At 41.4% G+C, this 23370-nt stretch carries 17 protein-coding genes; 14 read left to right on the top strand and 3 right to left on the bottom strand.

What is annotated here, in order from left to right; all coding sequences use genetic code 11:
* Positions 1 to 1203: an aminotransferase class I/II-fold pyridoxal phosphate-dependent enzyme gene (locus PCIT_RS08490; protein WP_010362397.1), complete on the top strand. Its 1203-nt coding sequence runs from the start codon at positions 1 to 3 to the stop codon at positions 1201 to 1203.
* Between the two features lie 149 nt (positions 1204 to 1352).
* On the opposite strand, the gene PCIT_RS08485 is transcribed toward PCIT_RS08490, so the two are convergent.
* On the bottom strand, positions 1353 to 2516 hold the full coding sequence (locus PCIT_RS08485) for a DcaP family trimeric outer membrane transporter (protein WP_010362398.1): 1164 nt from the start codon (positions 2514 to 2516) through the stop codon (positions 1353 to 1355).
* 366 nt (positions 2517 to 2882) lie between these two features.
* Between PCIT_RS08485 and acs the strand changes: the two genes are divergently transcribed.
* Both acs and PCIT_RS08475 read left to right on the top strand, forming a co-directional pair.
* Entirely contained in the window at positions 2883 to 4823 is a 1941-nt protein-coding gene (acs, locus tag PCIT_RS08480; RefSeq protein WP_010362399.1) for an acetate--CoA ligase, read from the top strand.
* A gap of 92 nt (positions 4824 to 4915) precedes the next feature.
* A complete protein-coding gene (locus PCIT_RS08475; protein ID WP_010362400.1) occupies positions 4916 to 5569 on the top strand; it encodes a response regulator transcription factor in 654 nt (217 codons plus the stop codon).
* A 47-nt stretch (positions 5570 to 5616) separates the two neighbouring features.
* Here PCIT_RS08475 and purU read toward each other — a convergent pair whose 3' ends face one another.
* Together purU and PCIT_RS08465 are read right to left on the bottom strand one after the other, a co-directional pair.
* Complete coding sequence (purU, locus tag PCIT_RS08470) at positions 5617 to 6447, bottom strand: formyltetrahydrofolate deformylase (RefSeq protein WP_010362401.1); 831 nt, start codon at positions 6445 to 6447, stop codon at positions 5617 to 5619.
* 128 nt (positions 6448 to 6575) lie between these two features.
* Positions 6576 to 10013, bottom strand: a complete 3438-nt coding sequence (locus tag PCIT_RS08465) for a PAS domain-containing hybrid sensor histidine kinase/response regulator (RefSeq protein ID WP_010362402.1) — start codon at positions 10011 to 10013, stop codon at positions 6576 to 6578.
* Between the two features lie 374 nt (positions 10014 to 10387).
* On the opposite strand from PCIT_RS08465, the gene PCIT_RS08460 reads away from it, so the two are divergent.
* The 11 genes from PCIT_RS08460 to PCIT_RS08410 all read left to right on the top strand — a co-directional run bounded on the left by PCIT_RS08460 (position 10388) and on the right by PCIT_RS08410 (position 23282).
* Positions 10388 to 10651 (top strand): DUF4212 domain-containing protein, encoded by a 264-nt coding sequence (locus PCIT_RS08460; protein WP_010362403.1) that lies wholly within the window; start codon positions 10388 to 10390, stop codon positions 10649 to 10651.
* A 9-nt stretch (positions 10652 to 10660) separates the two neighbouring features.
* Complete coding sequence (locus tag PCIT_RS08455; protein WP_010362404.1) at positions 10661 to 12385, top strand: sodium:solute symporter family protein; 1725 nt, start codon at positions 10661 to 10663, stop codon at positions 12383 to 12385.
* A 110-nt stretch (positions 12386 to 12495) separates the two neighbouring features.
* Positions 12496 to 14334 (top strand): DUF294 nucleotidyltransferase-like domain-containing protein, encoded by a 1839-nt coding sequence (locus PCIT_RS08450; protein WP_010362405.1) that lies wholly within the window; start codon positions 12496 to 12498, stop codon positions 14332 to 14334.
* Complete coding sequence (locus PCIT_RS08445) at positions 14334 to 14963, top strand: 3'-5' exonuclease (protein WP_010362406.1); 630 nt, start codon at positions 14334 to 14336, stop codon at positions 14961 to 14963. The genes PCIT_RS08450 and PCIT_RS08445 overlap by 1 nt, the downstream gene beginning before the upstream one ends.
* Positions 14964 to 15068: 105 nt before the next feature.
* Entirely contained in the window at positions 15069 to 16082 is a 1014-nt protein-coding gene (epd, locus tag PCIT_RS08440) for an erythrose-4-phosphate dehydrogenase (protein ID WP_010362407.1), read from the top strand.
* A 40-nt stretch (positions 16083 to 16122) separates the two neighbouring features.
* Entirely contained in the window at positions 16123 to 17301 is a 1179-nt protein-coding gene (locus PCIT_RS08435) for a phosphoglycerate kinase (protein WP_010362408.1), read from the top strand.
* Between the two features lie 177 nt (positions 17302 to 17478).
* On the top strand, positions 17479 to 18543 hold the full coding sequence (gene fba / locus PCIT_RS08430) for a class II fructose-bisphosphate aldolase (protein ID WP_010362409.1): 1065 nt from the start codon (positions 17479 to 17481) through the stop codon (positions 18541 to 18543).
* A gap of 506 nt (positions 18544 to 19049) precedes the next feature.
* Positions 19050 to 20006 (top strand): porin, encoded by a 957-nt coding sequence (locus tag PCIT_RS08425; protein ID WP_010362410.1) that lies wholly within the window; start codon positions 19050 to 19052, stop codon positions 20004 to 20006.
* Positions 20007 to 20184: 178 nt separating this feature from the next.
* Positions 20185 to 20874: a phosphate regulon transcriptional regulator PhoB gene (phoB, locus tag PCIT_RS08420; protein WP_010362411.1), complete on the top strand. Its 690-nt coding sequence runs from the start codon at positions 20185 to 20187 to the stop codon at positions 20872 to 20874.
* Between the two features lie 34 nt (positions 20875 to 20908).
* Positions 20909 to 22237: a phosphate regulon sensor histidine kinase PhoR gene (gene phoR / locus PCIT_RS08415; RefSeq protein WP_010362412.1), complete on the top strand. Its 1329-nt coding sequence runs from the start codon at positions 20909 to 20911 to the stop codon at positions 22235 to 22237.
* Between the two features lie 76 nt (positions 22238 to 22313).
* Positions 22314 to 23282: a PstS family phosphate ABC transporter substrate-binding protein gene (locus tag PCIT_RS08410; RefSeq protein WP_010362413.1), complete on the top strand. Its 969-nt coding sequence runs from the start codon at positions 22314 to 22316 to the stop codon at positions 23280 to 23282.
* The last annotated feature ends 88 nt before the right edge of the window (positions 23283 to 23370 follow it).

The raw sequence follows: 23370 nt of genomic DNA, 5'->3' as shown, positions 1-23370 counted from the left end.
ATGAATAATTTTTCTAATATTAAGAAAATGGTCAGTTTAGCTGAAGCATCTTGGGATGCAGCTTCATCTAATGACCTCACGCATATTAGAACCCGTTATACGGAGTCCAACAAACTAAAAACGCAAAATGGACACGAATTTATAAATATGTGTTCTTGCTCTTATCTTGGGTTGGATAAACATCCTAAAATTATCTCAGGCGCAATTAAGGCGTTGGAGACTGAGAAGGTCACAATATTACCAACGTCGCGAACGAGGATCGGGTTGAGTTTACTCGATGAAGTTGAGACTAACCTGAGTCGGTTGTTTAAAGCTGAAGCAATTGTGACAGTCTCATGTGCGGCGGCCTCCAGTGGGGTTTTGCCTCTTATTTCATCTGGTGTTTTGACTAACGATAAAAAGCCAGTGATGATTTTCGATCGCTTCGCCCATTTCTCTATGAATCACATGAAAGCTTTTTGCGGAGATGAAACAACAGTACTTACATGTGATCATAATGATCTAGACTTTATCGAAAAACAATTGAAAGAGGCTGGAGATCGTCCCGTGTGTTATATCGCTGATGGCGCATATAGTATGGGTGGGTATGCCCCAGTAAAAGAGCTTCAGGCATTACAAGATAAGTACGGCTTATATGTCTATTTTGACGACTCTCATTCTATTAGTATGTATGGAAAAAATGGGGTGGGCTTTGTCAGAGCAAATTATGAAGAGCTTAACAAAAGAACAATAATTGTCGCTTCATTAGGGAAAGCGTTTGGTGCGACCGGAGGAGTAGTGCTTTTAGGTGATCCGTTAATGCGCAGAAAAATTGATATTTTTGGTGGCCCGCTAGGGTGGTCTCAAACCGCTAATGTGGCTTCTTTAGGTGCAATTAATTCATCCATTTCGATTCACGAATCAGATGAGCTCATTCAATTACAAAAAAAGTTATCCCATGTTATGTCATTATTTGATGAATTAATTCCTACTATAAATGCAAATAATAATTTACCTATTAGAGTCGTGGAATTGTTTGATGCTGAAAGGGCGATACAAACGTCTAGTGAAGTTTATAAACGAGGTTTTTATACTTCACCTGTGTTTTTCCCAATTGTGCCTAAAGGCCATGCAGGGCTGAGAGTAATGGGGCGTGCAGACTTAACGGTAGATGATATTACCACTTTTTGTCAGGCTGTTTCTGAATACTCAACGAGTGCCTAAGTGCGATAGAGTGCTGAAGATATACTTTTCGTAAAATAAAATGGCTATTGCCTAAGACTTGGGGCACTTGAATTTTGCCCCTGTTTTATTTAGACAATAGACACTCGTTAAGGTAATTCTATTTAAAACTCTCTAAAACATAATTCGCATTAGAATGCGTATTTTGCTGAGAATTGTAAGCGATTTATATCACCTTCTAAGCCACTTTGAGTCTCACGAGTACCCACTTTGTATTCGGCCCCAAAAGTAAGCTTTTTAACCGGTGAGTAAAGTAAATTAGCACTGTAACTCATGCTCGATTCTGTTGGGTCACCAGTGATTGTAAGTAAATTGGTGTCATTATCAGCCGAGAAGAAAGAATATAAGAATGTTGAGCGCAATTGCGTATTCCAGTGATGTTGATAGCCTATGAAGCCAGATGTTGAATCTATTGCATGTAACTCATTACCATCATATACACCGCCATTAGCAACATTTAGGCCTACATAACGGCCAAGTCCTTTACCTTGAGTCAGCATAAACTTGAGGTTGTTCTTACCAAAGTTAACTCTGCCCGATGCGCTAATACCAAATGATGTTTCATTCTCATCGGCTGCACCTGTTTTATAGGTTAGCTGACGAGCAAGTGCACTGACTACCACGTTGCCCCAATCACCTTTATGGGTATAACGCGCAGTAAAGTCAGGCATACTTGCGTCATCGGTCACAACTCTACCTTGCTGCGCGGTTGTTATTGTACTCTCCGGGTTCTCAGCGGAAAACGACCAGTTACCCACGGCATATTTTACCATCGCTTGACGCACGAACACGGTACCTTCACTTGGCCCAACAAAGTCCAGCGTTTCTGGTAATGCACCTACATTTTGAAAGTTTGACCATGCCTGACCAAATAACCAACCTTTATATGTTAGAAAGGCCTGTCTTAAACGGGGAGAATAAGAATTACTGACTCGTTCATTTCCCCCGCCTGTGACAATAAAGTCTAGCTCTATTTTTGTTTTAATGTCGCTACCATCAGCCAGTTTAGTCGCCGTCGAAAAGTTAAACCGAGATTGACGAGCATGCATATCAAATACTGCATCTTCAGAGCTACTCGCGGATACCGGCGTTGTACCCGGAACGTAAAAATCCCTGCCTATATGGGAGCTAGGTAATGTACCATCAGAGAAGTCACTCCAGATAGCATCTAACTTAACATACCCGCCATAATTCACCTTGGTTTCACCAATGGCGGCTGCGTAGCTTGGAGCACTTAAAGCGCCTGAAACGGCAATTGCTGTAAGGGTTTTTATTGCGAAATGTTTTATTGTCATAATTTTTGTTCCTTATAGCCACGTTGAATAGGCAACGACTATTGAAGTAGGGTTCATCATCACTTTTGATTAAGCATGATTTTTACTCAATTACCTATTGGTCTATGAGACTAAGGTGGCACGAATGAGAAGTTGGAAGGGATTATATTGATATTAGGGACAATGTATATCGTGTAAAATTATGTTATTTCATGCTTTTATGATGTTAATTATATGATTGTGCTGTTTAATTCAACAAAATTATAATTTGCTTAAAATTACAACTCTTTTCGAGTCATATACAACTAAGGTCTAATACTCTCCAGTGCGTAGCTGAGTGATCCTTGATGAAAGCCTATCGGCAAGTAATTTACCATGGAGATGACTATGTCACAGAGCATTTATCCTGTTCCTGAAAAAATCAAGAACGCCGCACTTATTGATAATGACCAATACAACGAAATGTATAAGCAATCGATAGAAGATCCGCACGGTTTTTGGGCTGAGCATGGAAAGCGACTAGACTGGTCGACCCCTTATAGCAAAGTAAAAAATACTTCATTTGATAAAGGCCATATCGATATTAAGTGGTTCGAAGATGGACAACTGAATGCTTCATACAATTGCATCGATCGACACCTAATAGATAAAGCAGATAAAGTCGCACTGATTTGGGAAGGCGACAACCCTGAAGATGGCGAAAATATTACTTATCAGCAGCTACATGATGAAGTGGCTAAGCTTGCAAATGGTTTAAAAAAGTTAGGCGTTGAAAAGGGCGACAGAGTAGCGATATATATGCCAATGACACCACAGGCCGTATATGCGATGCAAGCCTGTGCAAGAGTCGGAGCGGTACACTCTGTGGTATTTGGTGGTTTTTCTCCTTCAGCAATTGCAGATAGGATAAAAGATTCTGGTGCTAAAGTGGTGATCACATCTGATGAAGGCCGTCGTGGTGGCAATGCTGTACCACTTAAGGCAAATGTTGATGAAGCCGTTGCCCAAGAGAGCGTGACCAGCGTTGAGCATGTTATTGTACATCAGCTGACGGGTGGAGAAGTTGAGTGGAACGCTCACGACATATGGTGGCATGATTTGGTTAGCGAGTTGCCAGCGAAATGCGAACCAACCCCCATGAATGCTGAAGATCCTTTGTTTATACTATATACCTCAGGCTCTACGGGTCAGCCTAAAGGCGTGGTACACACAACTGGGGGTTATTTAGTTTATTCATCAATGACCCATGAATATGTTTTTGACCTAAAAGAAGAGGATGTATATTGGTGTAGCGCGGATGTGGGTTGGATCACCGGCCACAGTTATATCGCATATGGCCCACTTGTTAATGGCTGTACCCAAGTGATATTTGAAGGCGTGCCTACCTATCCGACAGCAGGTCGCATGGGTGAAATAGTGGATAAGCATAATGTCACTATTTTATATACGGCGCCAACGGCTATTCGTGCACTCATGGCTAAAGGCGATGAACCAACAGCAACATCAAATCGTTCAAGCTTAAGAATTTTAGGCTCAGTAGGTGAACCCATTAACCCTGAAGCATGGACTTGGTATTACGAAAGTATTGGTAATAGTACATGCCCAATCGTAGATACTTGGTGGCAAACTGAGACCGGTGGCATCATGATCACGCCATTGCCTGGGGCGACAGATATGAAACCTGGTTCGGCGACTCGACCTTTCTTTGGTATTGCACCAGCACTATTTGATGCTCAGGGTGAAACACTCGAGGGAGCAACGGATGGTAACTTGGTGATCCTAGATTCGTGGCCATCTCAGGCTCGCACGGTCTATGGCGATCATGAGCGCTTTGAGCAAACTTACTTCTCTGCCTATCCTGGAGTTTATTTTACAGGTGACGGCTGTCGTCGTGATGAAGATGGTTATTACTGGATCACTGGACGTGTAGATGATGTGCTTAATGTGTCGGGTCACCGTCTTGGTACTGCAGAAATAGAAAGTGCACTCGTTGCACATGAAGCGGTAGCTGAAGCAGCTGTGGTTGGTTACCCTCACGAAATAAAGGGACAAGGAATTTATGTTTATGTCACGCCAAATGAAGGCATTGAGATAAGCGATGCGTTGACAAAAGAAGTGAGAAACTGGGTTCGTAAGGAGTTAAGCCCAATAGCATCGCCGGATATGATCCAGTGGTCACCGGGTCTACCTAAGACGCGTTCAGGAAAAATCATGCGTCGTATTTTACGTAAAATCGCTGCAAATGAGTATCAACAGCTGGGAGATACCTCTACGTTAGCAGACCCAAGTGTTGTGGATGAGCTTATTGAAAACAGGTTGAATCGTTAATAATGCGTTAAAAGCTTGAATTTCATTGGATTCTAAACGTACTATATCGGCTGTCCTCTTTAAGATGACAGCCGAAATTTTAGGAGTAAAGCATGAATCAGTTTTTAATCGCGGATGATCACCCTTTATTTAGGGAGGCTTTGAAAGGCGCGCTTCAAACTCAATTTGAAGGTTTAGAGGTTTTTGAGTCGGAAAACTTCGAGACAACATTATCAGTTTTATCCTCTCAGGAAGAGTTAGATTTACTCCTGTTAGACTTACATATGCCTGGTAGTGGGGATTTGTACGGCTTGATCCGAATAAGAGAAGACTACCCCAGCTTACCTATTGTGGTTATTTCAGGCAGTGAAGACTTGGCCATTATTTCAAAAGTGATGGGCTATGGTGCCATGGGATTTATTCCGAAAGCCTCTTCATCACAGGATATTGCACGCGCTATTGAGCACGTACTCGAAGGGGATAGTTGGTTACCTGCATCAATTAAAGACAAAGTATCAGGGTTGGAAATTGCAGACAAAGAAGTTGCGCAACAAGTAGCCTCACTGACGCCTCAGCAATATAAAGTACTGCGCTATTTACATGAAGGGCTATTGAATAAACAAATCGCATTTGAGCTGCATATATCAGAAGCCACAGTAAAAGCACATATTACGGCTATCTTCAGAAAGTTAGGTGTTTATAATCGGACACAAGCGGTATTAATAGCTTCAAAACTGCAGCTTGAACCTGTTGAAGCGATGTCTTAAAGGTATGAGTTATGAAGTGCGACTATCGCACTTCATTGCCAATTTATTTAGCTAAAAACCACTGTTTTATTGCCATTGATAAACACTTTGTGCTCCGATGCTAATTGCAGTGCTTTACAAAATACTGTTTTCTCGATGTCTCGGCCCATTTTTGCCATTGCTTGCGCTGTATCTGCATGGCTAACCTGAGTGACATTCTGGGCAATGATGGGCCCTTCGTCTAGCTCATCGTTAACAAAGTGTGCCGTTGCGCCAATGATTTTAACTCCTCTTTCAAAGGCTTGATGATAGGGCTTTGCACCAATAAATGCCGGAAGAAATGAGTGGTGAATGTTGATAATTTTATTATTAAAGCGGGCGACAAACTCAGGACTAAGAATACGCATGTATTTTGCTAAACCTATAACGTCAGGATTGTAGCTTTCAATGAGATCGCCTACTGCTTTATCATGCTCTGATCTAGAAAGCCCTTCGTGCGATACGTGATGGTAAGGGACGTTAAAACCATTTACCAATGGGGCTAAGTCAGGATAGTTTGCGATCACGGCTAAAATTTCAATATTTAGCGCTTGCTCAAATTGTTTAAGTAATACCCCGCCTAAGCAGTGTGCTTCTTTTGTGGCGAGCAAGACAACCTTGGTTTTCTCCTCACCATACATGGTGACTTTCGCCCCTGATGGGAGTTGTTGGCGCAGCTGAGTTAAAAAGTTATCGCTGGGTTGCCCGGTTAACTCTGTACGCATAAAGAAACGTTGCCCAGCTTTATCTACAAATTCATTATTTCGGGTAATATTTAGGGTGTGCTCAAAGCACAAGTTAGTGATCTTGGCGATGAGGCCGACATCATCGCTACACTCTGTTGTTAAAATATAATTCATTTTTCCTCATTCCTATATGAATAATATCCCTCTACTTTAAAAGTAAATGGGACATTTTGGAATGTTAATTTCTCACAGAATGCACAGTATTAATTTTTTATTTTCCAATATTTTATATTTCTCTGTTTCTAATGCTGATGTATTAATAGTGCCCTGAGTTTTGCAGGTTTTATGGGCTTTGATAAATAGTGAATATTGAGCGCTTTTGTTTGGGCTTTTAGTTGTGGATCGCGCATTGCGGTGATTAAAACGGCGGGTACTTGGCTTTGCCAAATTTCACGTAAGGTTTTAATTAACGTGATGCCGTCGCAATCAACACCAAGCTGGTAATCCATTAAAATTATATCCGGCGCTTTATTTTCTTGTGCATATGCCAATGCGTCATTGATGTTATCGAATAGCTGGTAATTGGTTTGCCATTTATCTAATAAACTAGCCATTGCCGATAAGTTCTTTGGATCATCATCAACGGCAATGAGTGATAATTTTTGCTTATTTTCACTGTTGCTTTGCAATAATGTTTGTTTATTTGGTCGCTGTGGGGCAAGCGATACATCGCCATAAGGGACTTCAATACTAAAGCGGCTTCCCTTACTTTGGATTGAGTGGACATCGAGTGTGATAGATAACAAATCACAGAGGCGTTTTACAACCCCAAGTCCGAGCCCAACGCCTTTATTGTCATCACTTTTCACACGATAAAAATCATTAAAAATCTTTTCTTGTTCTAATGGGCTTATTCCTGTGCCTGTGTCCCACACTTCTATACGTAAATTATGTCTTCGGGCACGACAGGCAATGAGTACTTTACCTGTATCGGTATATTTCACCGCATTTGACACCAAGTTTTGAATAATTCGCCGTAAGTAAGTGGTATCACTATGCACAATATGGCATGCACTACGTACTTTTAGGAGTAACCCTTTCTCTTTGGAGAGCATTGCGTATTCATTCGCCAGTGGGTTCAGAATATCCTCAATATCAAAATGGCGAGGAGAGGGCTTCATTGCGCCTTGTTCAAGTTTGGCAATATCTAAAAGAGCCGACATGAGATGTACCGTTGAATCTAAACTATCCCCAAGTTTATTGAAGTTGCCCTGGTCTTGTGGTGTTAGTGTTTGTTCATTAATGGCGGCTAGATAGAGTCTTGCTGCATTCAGTGGCTGTAAAATATCGTGACTGGCCAGTGCCAGAAAGCGTGTTTTACTATCATTGGCTCGCTCGGCCTCTTTTTTTGCACCAATGAGTGCGTGTTCTGTTTCAATTCGACTTGCTATTTGCGATTCTAAATCCGTGTTAATAGTTCTGATCTCTTGAGTCCGTGCCTCAATACGGTTTTCGAGATCCATGTTGATTTCTTCTAGCGCATTTTGGGTTGCGATGTGCATTGTTATGTCAGAAAAACTGGTTACAAACCCCCCTTCAGGTAGCGGGTTACCAATCATTTCGTAGACTTGCCCGTCACGACGGTGGCGAATAAAGTGATGAGATGTGCCATTACGTAAGTGTTGTACGCGTTTCTCAACTTGACGTTCTATTTCTCCTGGTCCGCATTCTCCGCGATTGGCGTTAAAACGGATCACTTGTTCAATGGGTAACCCTACATCAAGAAAGTCTTCAGGGTAATGGAACATTTCACTGTAGCGCTTATTCCAAGCAACTAATTTGAGATCTTTATCGACAACGGAAATACCGTGGCTTAAGTTCTCTAAAGAGGTATAAAGTAAGTTTTGGTTAAATTGCAGGGCTTGTGTTGTTTCATCAAAGAAATTGACGACTTCTTCAAAGGCCATTTGTTTGCCTGAGGCAACGGTATGGACTAAAGCTTGAGCTGATGATGCCCCTAAAACACCGGTAAGAGAGCGTTCACAGTAAGCGATGAATTCGGGTGTCGGGTAGGCATTATTGTCATCGATATCGTGGCTCAGTGAATAGTGACCAAGCAATTGATTAGAGCGCTGTACACCTAAAAAGGTTTGTAGTAATACTTTAAAGTCATACACGCTGGCTTTAACGTTTTTATTTAACCGTTTAGCTAAGGTGGCTTGCTCTTTGGGGTTTACAAAAGCGGCGGCTTGGATCTTATCTATTAATCGTTCATGTGCCGCCAAAGAAAAGCTAATATAACAACAAATATTTGCAAACAGAGCAATGAGTGTACCTTGGGTGATCACGCTTTGGCGAAAGTCATAACTCATCATTGCGCCGGCATCGAGTACTGGAAGCATTAGAAATAATACCCAACAGACTAAACCGGCAAATAATCCTGCGTATACCCCATAGGCATGGCCTTTACGCCAGTAAAGGCCAAAAACAATGGCTGGTAGAAGCTGTGTTACTAGGGAAAAAGCGACTAAACCCATATTGGCTAGAGCCTCTCCATGACCAAACCATTGCTGATATAAATAAGCCAATAGTAATATTGCAGCAATGATAAAGCGTCGAATTAACAGGATCTGAGATTTATAGTTTTTGGTTAATGGGTTATATCTAAAATTACGTTTGATCAGTAATGGCAGAACAACATCATTTGACAGCATGGTGCTCAGTGTGAGCGTTGCAACTACTATCATAGCCGTTGCTGCGGATAATCCTCCAATAAACACAAAGGTGGTAATGATAGAGTGCCCGTGCATGAGAGGTAAAGCTAATACAAAGCTATCGGCCGCGACTCCTAACCCGATATTAGGATGTATTGCAGCAGTAGCAATGGGAATTATCATTGCTGCGGTTAGCAGTAAGTAGAGGGGAAATGCCCAGCGTGCAGTATGTAAATGACGCCTATCTTGATTGTCGACTACTGTGACATGGAACTGGCGAGGCAAACAAATAATCGCGGCAGCGGCCATTAAGGATTGGCCTATGAAGTTGAAGTTTAAAAAATCAAAACCCTGCCAGTGTGTCGTCAATGATAGTAGAGGAGCGGGTTGTTTGTATAGCGTAATAAATGCAAGCGTTGCGACGGCTGCTAATGCGATTAGCTTTATTAATGATTCAAATGCCACTGCGAGCATTAATCCTGAACGATATTCAGTGACATCTACTTTACGAGTACCAAAGAATATGGCAAATAGCGCCATGATGAGAGTACCTGTTAGTGCTAAAATAGTGCCTGATACATTCTCGTCTTGCTGTAATAGTAAAAAACTGCTGCTAAGCGCTTTTAACTGCAAGGCAATATAGGGGATGGTGGCGAGTAATGCGATGAGTGTCACCATCACGGCTGTAGCTTGGCGCTTTCCGTAGCGAGCCGAAATGAAATCAGCAATGGTCGTAATATTTTGCTTTTTACTCACCAGTACCAGTTTTCTTAAAAAGCCATGTGCAAATAAGAAAAGCAGGGCAGGACCTAATAAAATTGGTAAGTAATGCCAGCTGCTTGTTGCTGCAGTTCCCACAGATCCATAATAAGTCCATGACGTGCAGTAAATCCCTAGAGAAAGCGCATAAACGAACGGGTGGTGGCTGATTTTTAGTGCATTGGGTGTAGTTTTATCGCCCCAATTCGCTATCCAAAACAAAATCCCGATATAACACAATGCGACAAATGTTAAAGCTACAGTCATGGTTTTTCTTATTATTTTCTGGTGTTTCTACCATAACATACTTGCCTAATATGTTGTCATGCAGATTATCGATATCAATCTGTAGCTACATGTTTTATATGACTAATTTTAACTTTCATATCATGTTTTAGACTAATGTCTTATAAACACCGTTGTGATTAAATCATGAATAAAGTTAGTCGATTGAAGTTCATAACTGCTTGTAAAATATTAGTTTTTTTATTTACTGAATCACTCGGTGTAGCAGTTTACGTAAACGTAAAGCTGCCGTTACGACTAAGGTCTCAATTTCATATTGCAATGACGTTGCTAAGGTAAATAGTGACAATTAATACCAACACAGCTCAATTGTGAGCAAGTGAAAGGGGATAAAAATGGCTTTTAAAGACGAAGAACAAGCAAAAGCATACTGGTCAGAAAATCTCGCTCTGATGTTTAAGCTATTGGCAATTTGGTTTGTTGTGTCATTTGGTTTTGGCATTTTATTGGTCGACGTGCTCAATGAGGTACGTTTTTTTGGTTTTAAACTGGGCTTTTGGTTTTCACAGCAAGGCGCAATTTATACGTTTGTTGCTTTGATTTTTGTTTATGTATTCAAAATGAATTCATTAGACAAAAAATATGGCGTAGACGAGTAGGGGCATAAAATGGACGTACAAAATCTTACATTTATTATTGTTGGTTTAAGTTTTGCACTTTATATCGGCATCGCAATTTGGGCCCGTGCAGGTTCAACTAATGAGTTTTATGTGGCCGGTGGCGGTGTACCGCCATTTGCCAATGGTATGGCAACTGCCGCTGACTGGATGAGTGCAGCATCTTTTATTTCTATGGCAGGGATCATCTCCTTTGCAGGATATGATGGGGGTGTATATCTGATGGGCTGGACGGGGGGCTATGTACTACTGGCGTTATGCTTAGCACCGTACTTAAGAAAATTTGGTAAGTTTACGGTGCCAGATTTCATCGGCGATCGTTATTACTCTCAAGTTGCTCGCATCGTTGCTATTTTATGTGCCATCTTTATTTGTTTTACCTACATCGCAGGTCAAATGCGTGGGGTAGGTGTGGTCTTTTCTCGATTCCTAGAAGTTGACATAGAAACCGGTGTTTATATTGGTATGGTGATTGTCTTCTTTTATGCAGTATTAGGCGGCATGAAAGGGATCACCTATACGCAAGTAGCACAGTACTGCGTATTGGTATTTGCTTATTTAGTTCCTGCTATTTTTATCTCATTGATGATGACTGGGCATTTCTTGCCGCAAACTGGGTTTGGCGCGACATTGGCTGATGGGTCCGGTATGTATGTATTGGATAAACTTGATGGGCTCAGTGCTGAACTCGGTTTTGCGCAATATACCGAAGGGTCCAAAAGCATGATTGATGTATTTGCGATCACGGCAGCATTAATGGTCGGAACAGCTGGTTTACCACATGTTATTGTTCGTTTCTTCACGGTTCCGAGAGTAAAAGATACCCGTATTTCAGCGGCTTGGACATTGGTCTTTATTGCGATTGTTTATACCACAGCGCCTGCTGTTGCATCATTCGCACGAGTGAATATGGTGGATACCATAAACGGTAAAGATGGCAGTGGTACTTTGTATAGCGAAGCACCACAGTGGGTAAAAAACTGGGAAAGAACAGGGTTAATTACGTTCGAAGATAAGAACGGCGACGGAAAAATGTCGTATTCAGCGGGTAAGATAAGCGATCCAAATAGTGCCAATGAGGTTCAAATTGACCGTGATATTATGGTACTAGCTAATCCTGAAATTGCAGATTTACCAGCGTGGGTAATTGCGCTCGTTGCCGCCGGTGGCATCGCTGCGGCACTGTCTACGACAGCGGGTTTGTTGTTGGTTATTTCCACTTCGGTCTCTCATGACTTACTTAAACGAACCCTAAAACCCGACATCAGTGATAAACAAGAGTTATTGGCTGCGAGGTTGGCAGCAATGATTGCCATTGTGATTTCGGCATACTTTGGCATTAACCCGCCTGGATTTGTTGCATCAGTAGTCGCCTTTGCATTTGGTTTAGCCGCGGCGAGCTTCTTCCCTGCGATTGTCATGGGGATTTTCTCAAAGCGTATGAATAAAGAAGGCGCAATTGCTGGAATGGTAACGGGCATAACCTTTACCGCGGCTTATATTATTTACTTTAAATTTGTGAGTCCTGATCTCAATACTGCAGAAAACTGGTTATTTGGTATTTCACCAGAAGGGATCGGTATTGTAGGTATGTTGGTGAACTTCTCTGTAGCGGCGGTCGTGCTTAAGCTTACCGCGGATACGCCTCAAGAAGTGCAAGATATGGTCGAAAGTATTCGTAACCCTAAAGGGTCGCTAGCGGCGCAAGCACATTAAGTAAGACTAAGTATTGTTAGCTCAGTTTACTGAGCTAACAATTTATAGCAAAGCAGGTTGTACTTCATTTTTAATGCTTTGCTATAAATTGTGTTTTTCAGGGACAAATTATGACTGCTCATGTACAGGATGTCATGGCATTTGCACACCAACAAATGCCGTTCAGTCATCTTCCAGAAGCTGCAAGTGCTTACTTTTCAAAACATTTAAGTATTGTATATCTAACGCAAGAAAACCAAGCAGATTGGCTAAACCCGACAGATGTTAATCTTTATCTCGTGCGTTCTGGCACATTTGATCTGGTGTCGGTGCAAGGCGAGGTCGTAACACGATTAGCTGAGGGGGATTACTTTGGTTTTCCATCTCTTTTGACTGGCGATAAGATAAGTAACCGTTTGCGTGTTGTAACTGCTGGACTGGTATACATTTTAGGTCAACACAGTTTTGATTATCTTCGCAGAGAATATAAAGAGTTTGAGCAACACTTTGTCAGAGCGCACACTAATCGCTTACTAAGTACTTATTATCAGTCTAAAAGCCGGAATTGGTCAGAATTCAAAGTCAATGAGATGATGTCAGCGCAGGTGATCACATCACATAAACTTTTGAGTATTGCAGAGGCAGCTCAGGTTATGTCACGCCATGGTATTTCATCTTTGATCATTACCGATGGTAGCCAATTACTCGGTTTGATCACCGATAGAGATTTAAGGAATCGTGTGTTGGCGGTGGGGCTTGACCCTAGTCTGCCCGTCGAGACGATTATGACTGAAAAGCCAAAGTTTATTTTTGAGAATAACCGTGTATTTTCTGCACTTCATTTAATGTTGAAACACAATATACATCACTTGCCAGTATTAGACGAAGAATATGTTCCTAAAGGGATGATCACCAGTACGGATCTACTTAAACTGCAAAAAAGTGATCCGGTACAGCTAATTAGTAAAATTTATAAAGCGCGCAGTGTTATGGAAGTTAAACGCTGTGCCAGTGAACTTCCTGAATTGCTTAAACAGTTTTCCAATAAAATCGAAGATATTTCAACGATAGGTAAAATACTGAGTGGCGTGACGGATGCGTTAACCACTCGTTTAATTCAGTTATATCAAGTGGAGTATGGCGCTGCACCTTGTGCTTTTTGTTGGGTGTGTTTTGGTTCACAGGCTAGGGAAGAGCAAACACTTCATTCAGATCAAGATAATGGCTTAGTACTCGAAGCGACAGTAACTAATGAGCAGCTTTTATACTTTGCCCGCTTGGGTGCATATGTATGTGAGCACCTTGTTGCATGTGGTATTAAACGTTGTCCTGGTAATATCATGGCAAGTAATGATGCCTGCAGAGGGACTGTGAAGCAATGGAGTGAACGCTTTGATAAGTGGATTAAATCTCCTACCCCCAAAGCCATGCTCAATTGTAAAATATACTTTGATTTACGATTAATAGATGGTTCTGCATCGTTATTTAGAGATTTAAGCACTCAATTAGAACAGATCTGTAAAGATGATCTTTTTTATGCCGCGATGGCGACGGACATAAATACAAATTCGGTGCCCATTGGGTTATTTCATCAATTTAAACTTAAAAAAGGTACGACGGACCATAAATATTTGGATCTAAAGCACCGAGGTGTGGTGATCATTAATGATCTTGTTCGTTTATACGCGTTAAAAGCGGGTGTATTTAAAGCGAATACGCTTGAGAGGTTAGAAGCATTATTACAATATGATATGTTGAGCAAAAAAGATATTTTTGATTTGCAAGATTGCTGGCGTTATCTCACGCAGTTGCGCGTAAAAACACAAATAGACCGAGATGGACTACCCAGTAATTGTATTGATCCGCAGGTCCTCACGTCACTACAAAAACATCAGCTAAAAGAAGCATTTTTCTTGATCAAACAGGCCCAACAGGCAAGTGTATTTAAATTTGCCAGAGGGAGTTTGTAATGACATTAGGTAAATGGCTACATAATCAGTGGGTATCACTCCAACTGAGGCAAAGCTATTTTGATGAACATGATTATGTGATTGTTGATCTTGAATTAACGGGCTTAGAGCCGAAAAAGCATGAGATTGTGTCAGCAGGTTGGTTGACGATGCAGTCGTTAAAAATTGACTTAAGCACCGCAGGGTATATGCTCAACAGGAACGTAACAAGCTTGTTGCAAAGCCCTATTTATCATGGCTTGAATAATACGCAATTAACCGCTCAAGGCGTGTCTTTAAGTGAATTGCTTGATGGGCTAGCAAAGGTGATAAATGGCCGGGTTTTAGTTTGTCACAATGCACAACTTGATTGGGGGTTTATTCAACATGCCGCCAAAGCTCAGCAAAGAGTGATCCAACCCAAAGCCATTATTGATACCTTAAAAATAGAAAAGCATCGTTTGTTAGTGCAAGGTAAGCCGCTCAAACAACAGGATCTAACACTCACGGCATGCCGCGCTCGCTATGCCCTACCGAAATACAGTGAACACAATGCATTAAGTGATGCGTTAGCAACTGCGGAGCTATTATTAGCCCAATATCATTCGATGAATAGAGGAAGTCGTGAAAAACTTAGTGCAATAATGTAAAAAATGTTGTTTTTCTCTTAGACATTTTTCTTTGGTCGATTACAATAGCGCCATCTTAAAGGGGAACACCCCTTCTTCTATATTAAAGGCTGGATTTTCAATTCAATGACAATCAAACTGGCTATTAATGGTTTTGGTCGTATAGGGCGCAATATAGTGCGTGCATTGTACGAGTCTGGACGCCAGCACGATATTCAAATCGTTGCGGTAAATGAACTTGCAGATCCTAAAGGGGTTGCACACTTACTCAAATACGATACATCCCATGGTCGTTTTGCATTTGATGTGGACTATCAGGCGCCTAACCTTAGGGTCGCAGGCGATAACATTCAATTATTTTCTGAGCCAGATCCGAGTAACCTTCCATGGAAGGCGCTGGATATTGATGTGGTTTTAGAGTGTACAGGTGTGTTTCATTCTCGCCAAGACGCCACAGTACATTTGAAAGCGGGCGCTAAAAAGGTGTTATTTTCACAGCCAGCTGACGCCGATGTCGATGCGACCATTGTTTTTGGTATTAATGATGAAGAGTTGTCTTTTGAAGACACTATCGTGTCGAATGGATCCTGTACAACGAACTGTATAGTGCCGGTTATCAAAGTTTTAGATGATGCATTTGTCATTGAGTCTGGGGCTATTACTACTATTCATGCTTCAATGCATGACCAACAAGTGATTGATGCCTACCATAGTGATTTACGTAGGACGCGAGCTGCCAGCCAATCGATTATTCCGGTTGATACAAAACTTGCACGTGGCATTGAACGTATACTACCTAAATTTCATGGACGTTTTGAAGCCATAGCAGTGCGTGTGCCGACAATTAATGTCACGGCGATGGACTTAAGTGTGACGGTGAATCAAGATGTTGATTTAAGCACTATTAATCATGTGCTTAGCCAAGCGTCAGGCGGTCGTTTAGATGGCATCTTAAGTTATACTGAAGAACCATTGGTCTCGGTTGATTTTAATCATGATCCGCATTCTTGTATTATTGATGGCACACAAACACGTGTTAGTCATAAAAGACTCGTAAAATTATTAGTTTGGTGTGACAACGAGTGGGGGTTTGCTAACCGTATGCTCGACACCTCAGTAGCCATGATGGCTGCTAAGTAATAGTTCATAATCATAAGTATCGTATAGTAAGGAGATGTTCATGTCAGTCATCAAAATGACAGATTTAGATTTAAGCGGTAAGCGCGTATTAATTCGTGAAGATTTGAATGTGCCTGTCAAAGGTGGAAAGGTCACCTCTGATGCACGGATCCGCGCATCTTTGCCGACTATCAAATTAGCACTTGAGAAAGGTGCTAAAGTCATGGTGATGTCTCATTTAGGCCGCCCTGTTGAAGGTGAATATGATGAGCAATATTCATTACAGCCAGTTGTTGACTATCTTAATGAGGCACTTGAACAGTCAGTCCGTTTAGAAAAAGACTATTTAAATGGTGTTGAAGTAGCTGACAATGAAGTTGTTGTGTTTGAAAATGTGCGCTTTAACGTTGGTGAGAAAAAAGATGATGAAACGTTATCAAAACAACTTGCTGCGTTGTGTGACGTTTATGTGATGGATGCCTTTGGTACAGCGCACCGCGCACAAGCATCAACGCATGGTGTTGGACTATTTGCTGAAACTGCATGCGCAGGCCCTTTATTAGCAAATGAGTTAGAAGCACTTGGCAAAGCACTTGATAATCCAGCACGACCATTAGTTGCAATTGTTGGTGGATCTAAGGTATCAACAAAACTAACAGTATTAGATTCATTGTCGACTGTGGTTGATCAATTAGTTGCTGGTGGCGGTATTGCGAATACTTTTATTGCCGCTGCGGGTAACCCAGTTGGTAAGTCACTATATGAAGCAGATTTAATTGCTGAAGCAAATAAGCTTACTACGGCAGCGGCAGCTAATAATGGTGAAATCCCAGTACCGAGTGATGTGGTTGTGGGTACCGAGTTTTCAGAATCAGCCGTTGCGACCATCAAAGATGTCGCGGATGTTACAGCTGAAGATATGATTTTTGACATTGGTCCTAATACAGCAAATACATTGGCAAAAATCATCGAACAAGCGGGTACAGTGGTCTGGAATGGACCTGTAGGCGTTTTTGAATTTGATCAATTTGGCAATGGTACACAGGCCATAGCGAATGCGATTGCAAAGTCTGATGCATTTTCAATTGCTGGAGGTGGGGACACTTTAGCAGCGATTGACAAATATGGTGTGGCAGATGATATCTCATATATCTCAACTGGTGGTGGAGCCTTCTTAGAGTTTTTAGAAGGGAAAAAATTGCCAGCAGTAGCTATGCTTGAGAAAAGAGCTAGCGTGTAAAAAGAATTATGGCCAGCGTTTGCTGGCCTAATTATTTGTCTTATATCTCTCTCACATTTGATATTTGATAAATAGAGATTCGCCGGTAGCAGGCGAGGTGGCTAAGTTAGTCACAGATACAATTATCCCGTTCAAACTAGATGATAGAGACTGTCATCGACTATTGGAGAAAGCAATATGGCTTTAATCAGTATGCGTCAATTACTTGATCATGCAGCCGAGTATGGTTACGGCGTTCCTGCCTTCAACGTAAACAACCAAGAGCAAATGCGCGCAATTATGGAAGCGGCAGACAAGACAAATAGTCCTGTTATTGTTCAAGGTTCTGCTGGTGCTCGCGCTTACGCGGGTGCCCCATTTATTCGTCATATGATCCTTGCCGCTGTCGAAGAGTGGCCTCATATTCCAGTAGTAATGCACCAAGATCACGGTACATCTCCAGGCATTTGTCAGCGCTCGATTCAACTTGGCTTTTCATCCGTAATGATGGATGGATCGTTGCTTGAAGATGGCAAAACACCGTCAAGCTATGAATACAACGTTGATGTTACACGCCGCACTGTCGATATGGCGCATGCATGTGGCGTATCCGTTGAAGGTGAGCTTGGTGTACTAGGATCTTTAGAAACTGGAGAAGCTGGCGAAGAAGATGGGATTGGTGCTGTTGGTAAGCTTAGCTTAGAACAACTGCTAACAGATCCAGAAGAAGCTGCTGACTTTGTGAGTAAAACAGGGGTTGATGCTTTAGCAATTGCCTGTGGTACCTCTCATGGTGCGTATAAGTTTACACGTCCACCTACGGGAGATATTTTAGCAATTAACCGTATTAAAGATATCCATGCACGTATTCCTAATACCCACTTGGTTATGCATGGTTCATCATCTGTTCCGCAAGACTGGTTAGCAGTGATTAATGAACATGGCGGTCAGATCCCGGAAACGTATGGTGTGCCGGTCGAGCAGATCATAGAAGGGATCAAGCACGGTGTACGTAAGGTAAACATTGATACAGATCTGCGTTTAGCATCGACTGGAGCAATTCGTCGCCATTTAGCAGAGAACCCAGCTAATTTCGATCCTCGTAAGTATTTAGCTGAGGCAACCAAAGCAATGACAGCGATATGTGTTGATCGTTATGAGTCTTTCGGAACGGCTGGTAATGCCGCTAAGATCAAACCAATTTCTTTGGATGATATGCACTTGAAGTATTTATCAGGTGAGCTTGAGCAACAGATCAAATAATTACTAACGTTAAGTTAATTCTATATAAAAGCTCCTTTAAGGGGCTTTTTTTTGGATCATTATTTTATTAACATCACGTATCCCGCCTTTAATTTAAGTCCATGATAAATATTGTTATTCTATGCTTTCACTGGCAGGGATACATGATATTGATGTTAAGATCAAGTAGAGATCATCATTATACTAACCGCATTTTAATGTCATTAGTTTTGGATCAAAAATCAGTGTTTTAGTGGCTTGAAGTGGAGTTTAAAGGGGGTATTAGCGAGTCTTATCGTACGAATTGCATTGTGTATGATCCGATAGCTAGTAAAATATTGATCCCTGATAGGATCGTGTTGGTAAGATTTTGATCTTGTGATTACATTGTTGATATAAATTTGATCTGTTCCTAATTGCTAACTTGATCTATCCCAAATTGCAGCTAATTTTTAATTTATAAGACATTTATGTAAATACCATATGGAACTGGTGTTTTCCTCTCACGAGTTTGAGGCTGCGCTACTATGAAGACTAAAATATTCCTGTGCTTATCAACAGTCAGTTTACTGGCTGTGTCTGACATCACATTTGCAAATGACGTTAAAGTTTATGGCCGAGTCCATGCTGGATTACAGTTTAGCGACACCGGTGATGACGATGAAACATCAATTAAAAGTTATGCGTCTAGAATGGGTTTAAAGGGCAAGGCTAAAGTGAATGATGGCCTTGATATTTTTTTCAAATATGAATTTGAAGTAAACCCCGTTGATAATGACAAAGATGGAAAAAGTGGCGACAACATTACTGCACGCTCTCAATATGTTGGATTAAAGGGTCAATACGGACAAGTACTGGTGGGACGCGATGATACACCGGTGAAAAAGTCGCAAGGAAAAATTGATTTGATGAATGATTTCACCTCGGACAATAAAGCGTTGTTTGCTGGAGATAATCGTTTAGGCGATACCATTCAATATACATCACCGTCGCTGAACCATATGAAATTTGTTGTCAGTTATATTGCTGAAGACAACAGTAAGCAAGATGGAGAAACGGGGTTGTCTATGGCGGGGGTATATGGTGACAGTAAACTGAAAAAAACCTCTATTTACGCCAGCATTGCAAGAGATACAAAAGTGGCAGGGCGAGACATTACTCGGTTTGTTGTGCAAGGAAAGCTTGGTGATGCGACTATAGGCGGTTTGTATCAACAAAGTGAGAAAGTGGACAGTGATAACTCGGTTGACAGCTTTGTAGTGAGCGCGTCGTACAAGCTGCCTAACAGTTATAAGTTATTAGCGCAGTATCAGGATACTGACGGTGCCGAAGGTAAGTTGGAAGACTCTGGAAATTCAACATCAGTCGGGGTTGAGAAGAAGTTATCGAAACAAGCTCGTATGTATTTATGGTACTCTAAATTCAGCTTAGACAACACACCCGATCAGGATCATATGGCGCTGACATTACGGTATGATTTTTAAAGTAAAATCCTAAATATCGCAATAAACTTGTCATGTTTATTTGATAGAGAAATCGCTTAGCGTAAATAGTTAAGCGATTTTTTAGCACCTTTTGCCATTCCACGTTACACTTTCATAAAACTGTCACACTTAGTCATAATAATGAAAACATCTTCGGTAATGAAAGAGAACATTGGGAATGTCACGTAAAGTACTTGTAGTTGATGATGAAGCACCTATCAGAGAGATGTTGGTATTTGTGCTGGAACAAAATGGGTTTCAAGCGATTGAAGCGGAAGATTACGACTCTGCGATCACAGCTATGGTTGAACCGTATCCAGATATGGTATTGCTCGATTGGATGCTTCCTGGTGGCAGTGGTATACAAATTGCGAAAAAATTTAAGCAAAGTGAATATACACGACAAATACCGATCATTATGCTGACTGCGCGTGGAGAAGAAGAAGACAAAGTGAAAGGCCTAGAAGTAGGTGCTGATGATTATGTTACTAAACCTTTTTCTCCTAAAGAACTTATGGCAAGAATTAAAGCCGTGATCCGCCGGGTATCTCCAACCTCACTTGAAGAAGCCATCGAAGTACATGGACTAAGGTTAGATCCGATTTCACATCGAGTAACTTCGGCTGGCAGTGAGTTAGATATGGGGCCAACAGAATTTCGCTTGTTACATTTCTTTATGACGCACCCTGAGCGTGTATATAGTAGAGAGCAATTGCTTGATCATGTATGGGGCACTAATGTTTATGTTGAAGACCGCACGGTTGATGTACATATTCGTCGTTTGCGCAAAGCGATAGCTCCACTAGGTCACGATCGGTTGGTGCAAACTGTGCGTGGTGCAGGATATCGATTCTCAAGTAAATTGTAAGCACATGGCACATTGTTATTAGGGTCTACCATTTATGTACCGAGTGATTAATAAACAGGCGTTGTTTAAGCGCCTGTTTTTGTATTTTTTGCCATTAACATTAATCGGTATTTTGATTGGAGCACCGTTTGTTTTATTGTTTATCGGTGCGCTGTCATTATTGCTGTGGCATTATCATCAACTTTACCGATTAAGTGATTGGTTGCTAAATCAGCGCAGCTTTAATCCACCGGAAGGAGAGGGGGCTTGGGAACAGATATTTGAAGGAATTTACCACCTCCAGCATCGTAATCGTAAAAAACGCAATGAATTAGCCGTGTTGATCCGCCGTTTTAGAGAAGGGGCTGAAGCCGTCCCTGATGCGGTGGTCGTTCTACAACAGGATTTGAGCATTGTTTGGTGTAACCAACTTGCGCTAAAAGTGCTTGGTCTGCAATGGCCAACTGATCATGGCCAGCGCTTGGACAACCTTATCCGAGATCCTAAATTTGTTAAATATATGCAATCACATGATTTTGACGATCCCTTAGAGTTAGATTCGAGTCATTCAAATGAGCAAGTGCTAGAATTTAGGGTTATGCCCTATGCTGAGCAACTCATGATGGTTGTACGTGATATCACGCGCTTAAAACAGCTAGAGCAAATGCGTAAAGACTTTGTTGCTAATGTATCTCATGAGCTAAGAACGCCATTAACAGTGGTGACAGGTTACTTGGAAATGATGGATGCTGATAACATGCCCCCACCTATGATGTGGGAAAAAGCACATGGCACCATGATAGAACAGTGTAAACGTATGGATAGTTTGGTAAATCAGCTGTTATCTTTGTCGCGTATTGAAGGTGCAAGGCGCCAAGAAAAAGACCGACCAGTAAACGTACCTGGTATGTTGGCATTGATCCAAACTGAAGCGGACTCAGTTAACCAAGATAAACATCATCAATTAGTTTTTAAAATAGACAGTAGTTTAGACATAGCTGGTTCAGCTGATGAGTTACGTAGTGCGTTTTCTAACTTAGTTTTTAATGCGATCCACTACACAAAACCAGAAGGTCGAGTCGTTGTTAAGTGGCAGCTTATAGAAGAGCAAGCGTGTTTTTCGGTTGAAGATAATGGTGATGGGATCGCACCTGAGCATATTAACCGCCTGACTGAGCGGTTTTACCGTGTTGATAAAGCTCGGAGTCGAAAAACTGGCGGGTCGGGGCTGGGACTTGCTATCACCAAACATGTATTAACGCGGCATGATTCGAGCTTAGAGATTCAAAGTACCGTGGGTGAGGGATCGTGTTTTGCTTTTAGATTTTCACCAGAGAAAGTAAACATTATGACAAATGATGAAAGTCATAAAAGTGTAATGTAAGGGTAATTTTACTGTCATTAAAGCACGGCAGAATAAAACACGTAATTTAATGGGAAGAACAATTGGAGCAACCCAAATGAAATTCAAAAGTTTAGTCGCCGCAATGGGCGTAGCTGTTACAACACTAGTCGCAACACAGGCGTCTGCATTAGACAAAAATTTAGTTGAGTATAATAAAACTAGCGGTATTTCAGGTAACTTCTCTTCGGTTGGCTCTGATACGCTTGCTAACATGATGACTTTTTGGGCAGAAGAGTACAAACGTATTTACCCAAATGTTAATATTCAAATTCAGGCAGCGGGTTCTTCAACAGCGCCGCCAGCTTTAACAGAAGCGACTTCTAACTTTGGCCCAATGAGCCGTAAAATGAAGTCTAAAGAAATTGAAGCATTCGAAAAGCGTTATGGTTACAAACCAACAGAAGTGCGTGTTGCAATAGATGCACTGGCTGTATTTGTACATAAAGATAACCCGATTGAAGGCTTACGCATTGACCAAGTTGATGCTATTTTCTCATCAACACGTAAGTGTGGTGCAGGGGAAGAGGTAAAGCGTTGGAGTGACGTGGGTTTAGTTGGTAACTGGGCTGCAAAAGATGTGCAGTTATATGGACGTAACTCAGTATCAGGCACCTACGGGTACTTTAAGAAAAAAGCGCTTTGTAAGGGCGATTTTCGAAATAATGTAAATGAGCAACCAGGTTCTGCATCTGTTGTTCAGTCAATTTCATCATCTGTGAATGCGATTGGCTACTCTGGTATTGGTTATAAGACATCAGGTGTTCGAACTGTACCTCTAGCGAAAAAAGGCGATAACTTTGTTGATGCAACACTCGAAAATGTTGCGAAGGGTAAGTATCCGTTATCAAGATTCTTGTATGTTTATGTAAATAAGCACCCAAACAAGCCATTATCACCCATTGAGGCTGAGTTCTTAAAAATGGTGCTGTCAAAAGATGGGCAGCAAATTGTTGAGAAAGATGGTTACGTGCCTTTGTCTAGTAAGATGGCAACAATCGAGCTTAAGAAGCTAGGCCTACTATAAGAAACAAAATGTCAGAAAAAAGCCGCTCAATTGAGCGGCTTTTTTATGTCAAATAAGGTCAACCATCATCTTATGCATTAAGGCTGCT

Source organism: Pseudoalteromonas citrea (assembly GCF_000238375.3).
Classification (GTDB): Bacteria; Pseudomonadota; Gammaproteobacteria; order Enterobacterales; family Alteromonadaceae; genus Pseudoalteromonas; species Pseudoalteromonas citrea.
The sequence above is the reverse complement of the archived record's forward strand: the minus strand, read 5'-3'. Positions and strand labels throughout refer to the sequence as shown.

Excerpts from the sequence above, each read along its gene's own strand:
- PCIT_RS08490 (WP_010362397.1), top strand. The coding sequence starts at position 1 with ATGAATAATTTTTCTAATATTAAGAAAATGGTCAGTTTAGCTGAAGCA.
- PCIT_RS08485 (WP_010362398.1), bottom strand. The coding sequence starts at position 2,516 with ATGACAATAAAACATTTCGCAATAAAAACCCTTACAGCAATTGCCGTT.
- acs (WP_010362399.1), top strand. The coding sequence starts at position 2,883 with ATGTCACAGAGCATTTATCCTGTTCCTGAAAAAATCAAGAACGCCGCA.
- PCIT_RS08475 (WP_010362400.1), top strand. The coding sequence starts at position 4,916 with ATGAATCAGTTTTTAATCGCGGATGATCACCCTTTATTTAGGGAGGCT.
- purU (WP_010362401.1), bottom strand. The coding sequence starts at position 6,447 with ATGAATTATATTTTAACAACAGAGTGTAGCGATGATGTCGGCCTCATC.
- PCIT_RS08465 (WP_010362402.1), bottom strand. The coding sequence starts at position 10,013 with ATGACTGTAGCTTTAACATTTGTCGCATTGTGTTATATCGGGATTTTG.
- PCIT_RS08460 (WP_010362403.1), top strand. The coding sequence starts at position 10,388 with ATGGCTTTTAAAGACGAAGAACAAGCAAAAGCATACTGGTCAGAAAAT.
- PCIT_RS08455 (WP_010362404.1), top strand. The coding sequence starts at position 10,661 with ATGGACGTACAAAATCTTACATTTATTATTGTTGGTTTAAGTTTTGCA.
- PCIT_RS08450 (WP_010362405.1), top strand. The coding sequence starts at position 12,496 with ATGACTGCTCATGTACAGGATGTCATGGCATTTGCACACCAACAAATG.
- PCIT_RS08445 (WP_010362406.1), top strand. The coding sequence starts at position 14,334 with ATGACATTAGGTAAATGGCTACATAATCAGTGGGTATCACTCCAACTG.
- epd (WP_010362407.1), top strand. The coding sequence starts at position 15,069 with ATGACAATCAAACTGGCTATTAATGGTTTTGGTCGTATAGGGCGCAAT.
- PCIT_RS08435 (WP_010362408.1), top strand. The coding sequence starts at position 16,123 with ATGTCAGTCATCAAAATGACAGATTTAGATTTAAGCGGTAAGCGCGTA.
- fba (WP_010362409.1), top strand. The coding sequence starts at position 17,479 with ATGGCTTTAATCAGTATGCGTCAATTACTTGATCATGCAGCCGAGTAT.
- PCIT_RS08425 (WP_010362410.1), top strand. The coding sequence starts at position 19,050 with ATGAAGACTAAAATATTCCTGTGCTTATCAACAGTCAGTTTACTGGCT.
- phoB (WP_010362411.1), top strand. The coding sequence starts at position 20,185 with ATGTCACGTAAAGTACTTGTAGTTGATGATGAAGCACCTATCAGAGAG.
- phoR (WP_010362412.1), top strand. The coding sequence starts at position 20,909 with ATGTACCGAGTGATTAATAAACAGGCGTTGTTTAAGCGCCTGTTTTTG.
- PCIT_RS08410 (WP_010362413.1), top strand. The coding sequence starts at position 22,314 with ATGAAATTCAAAAGTTTAGTCGCCGCAATGGGCGTAGCTGTTACAACA.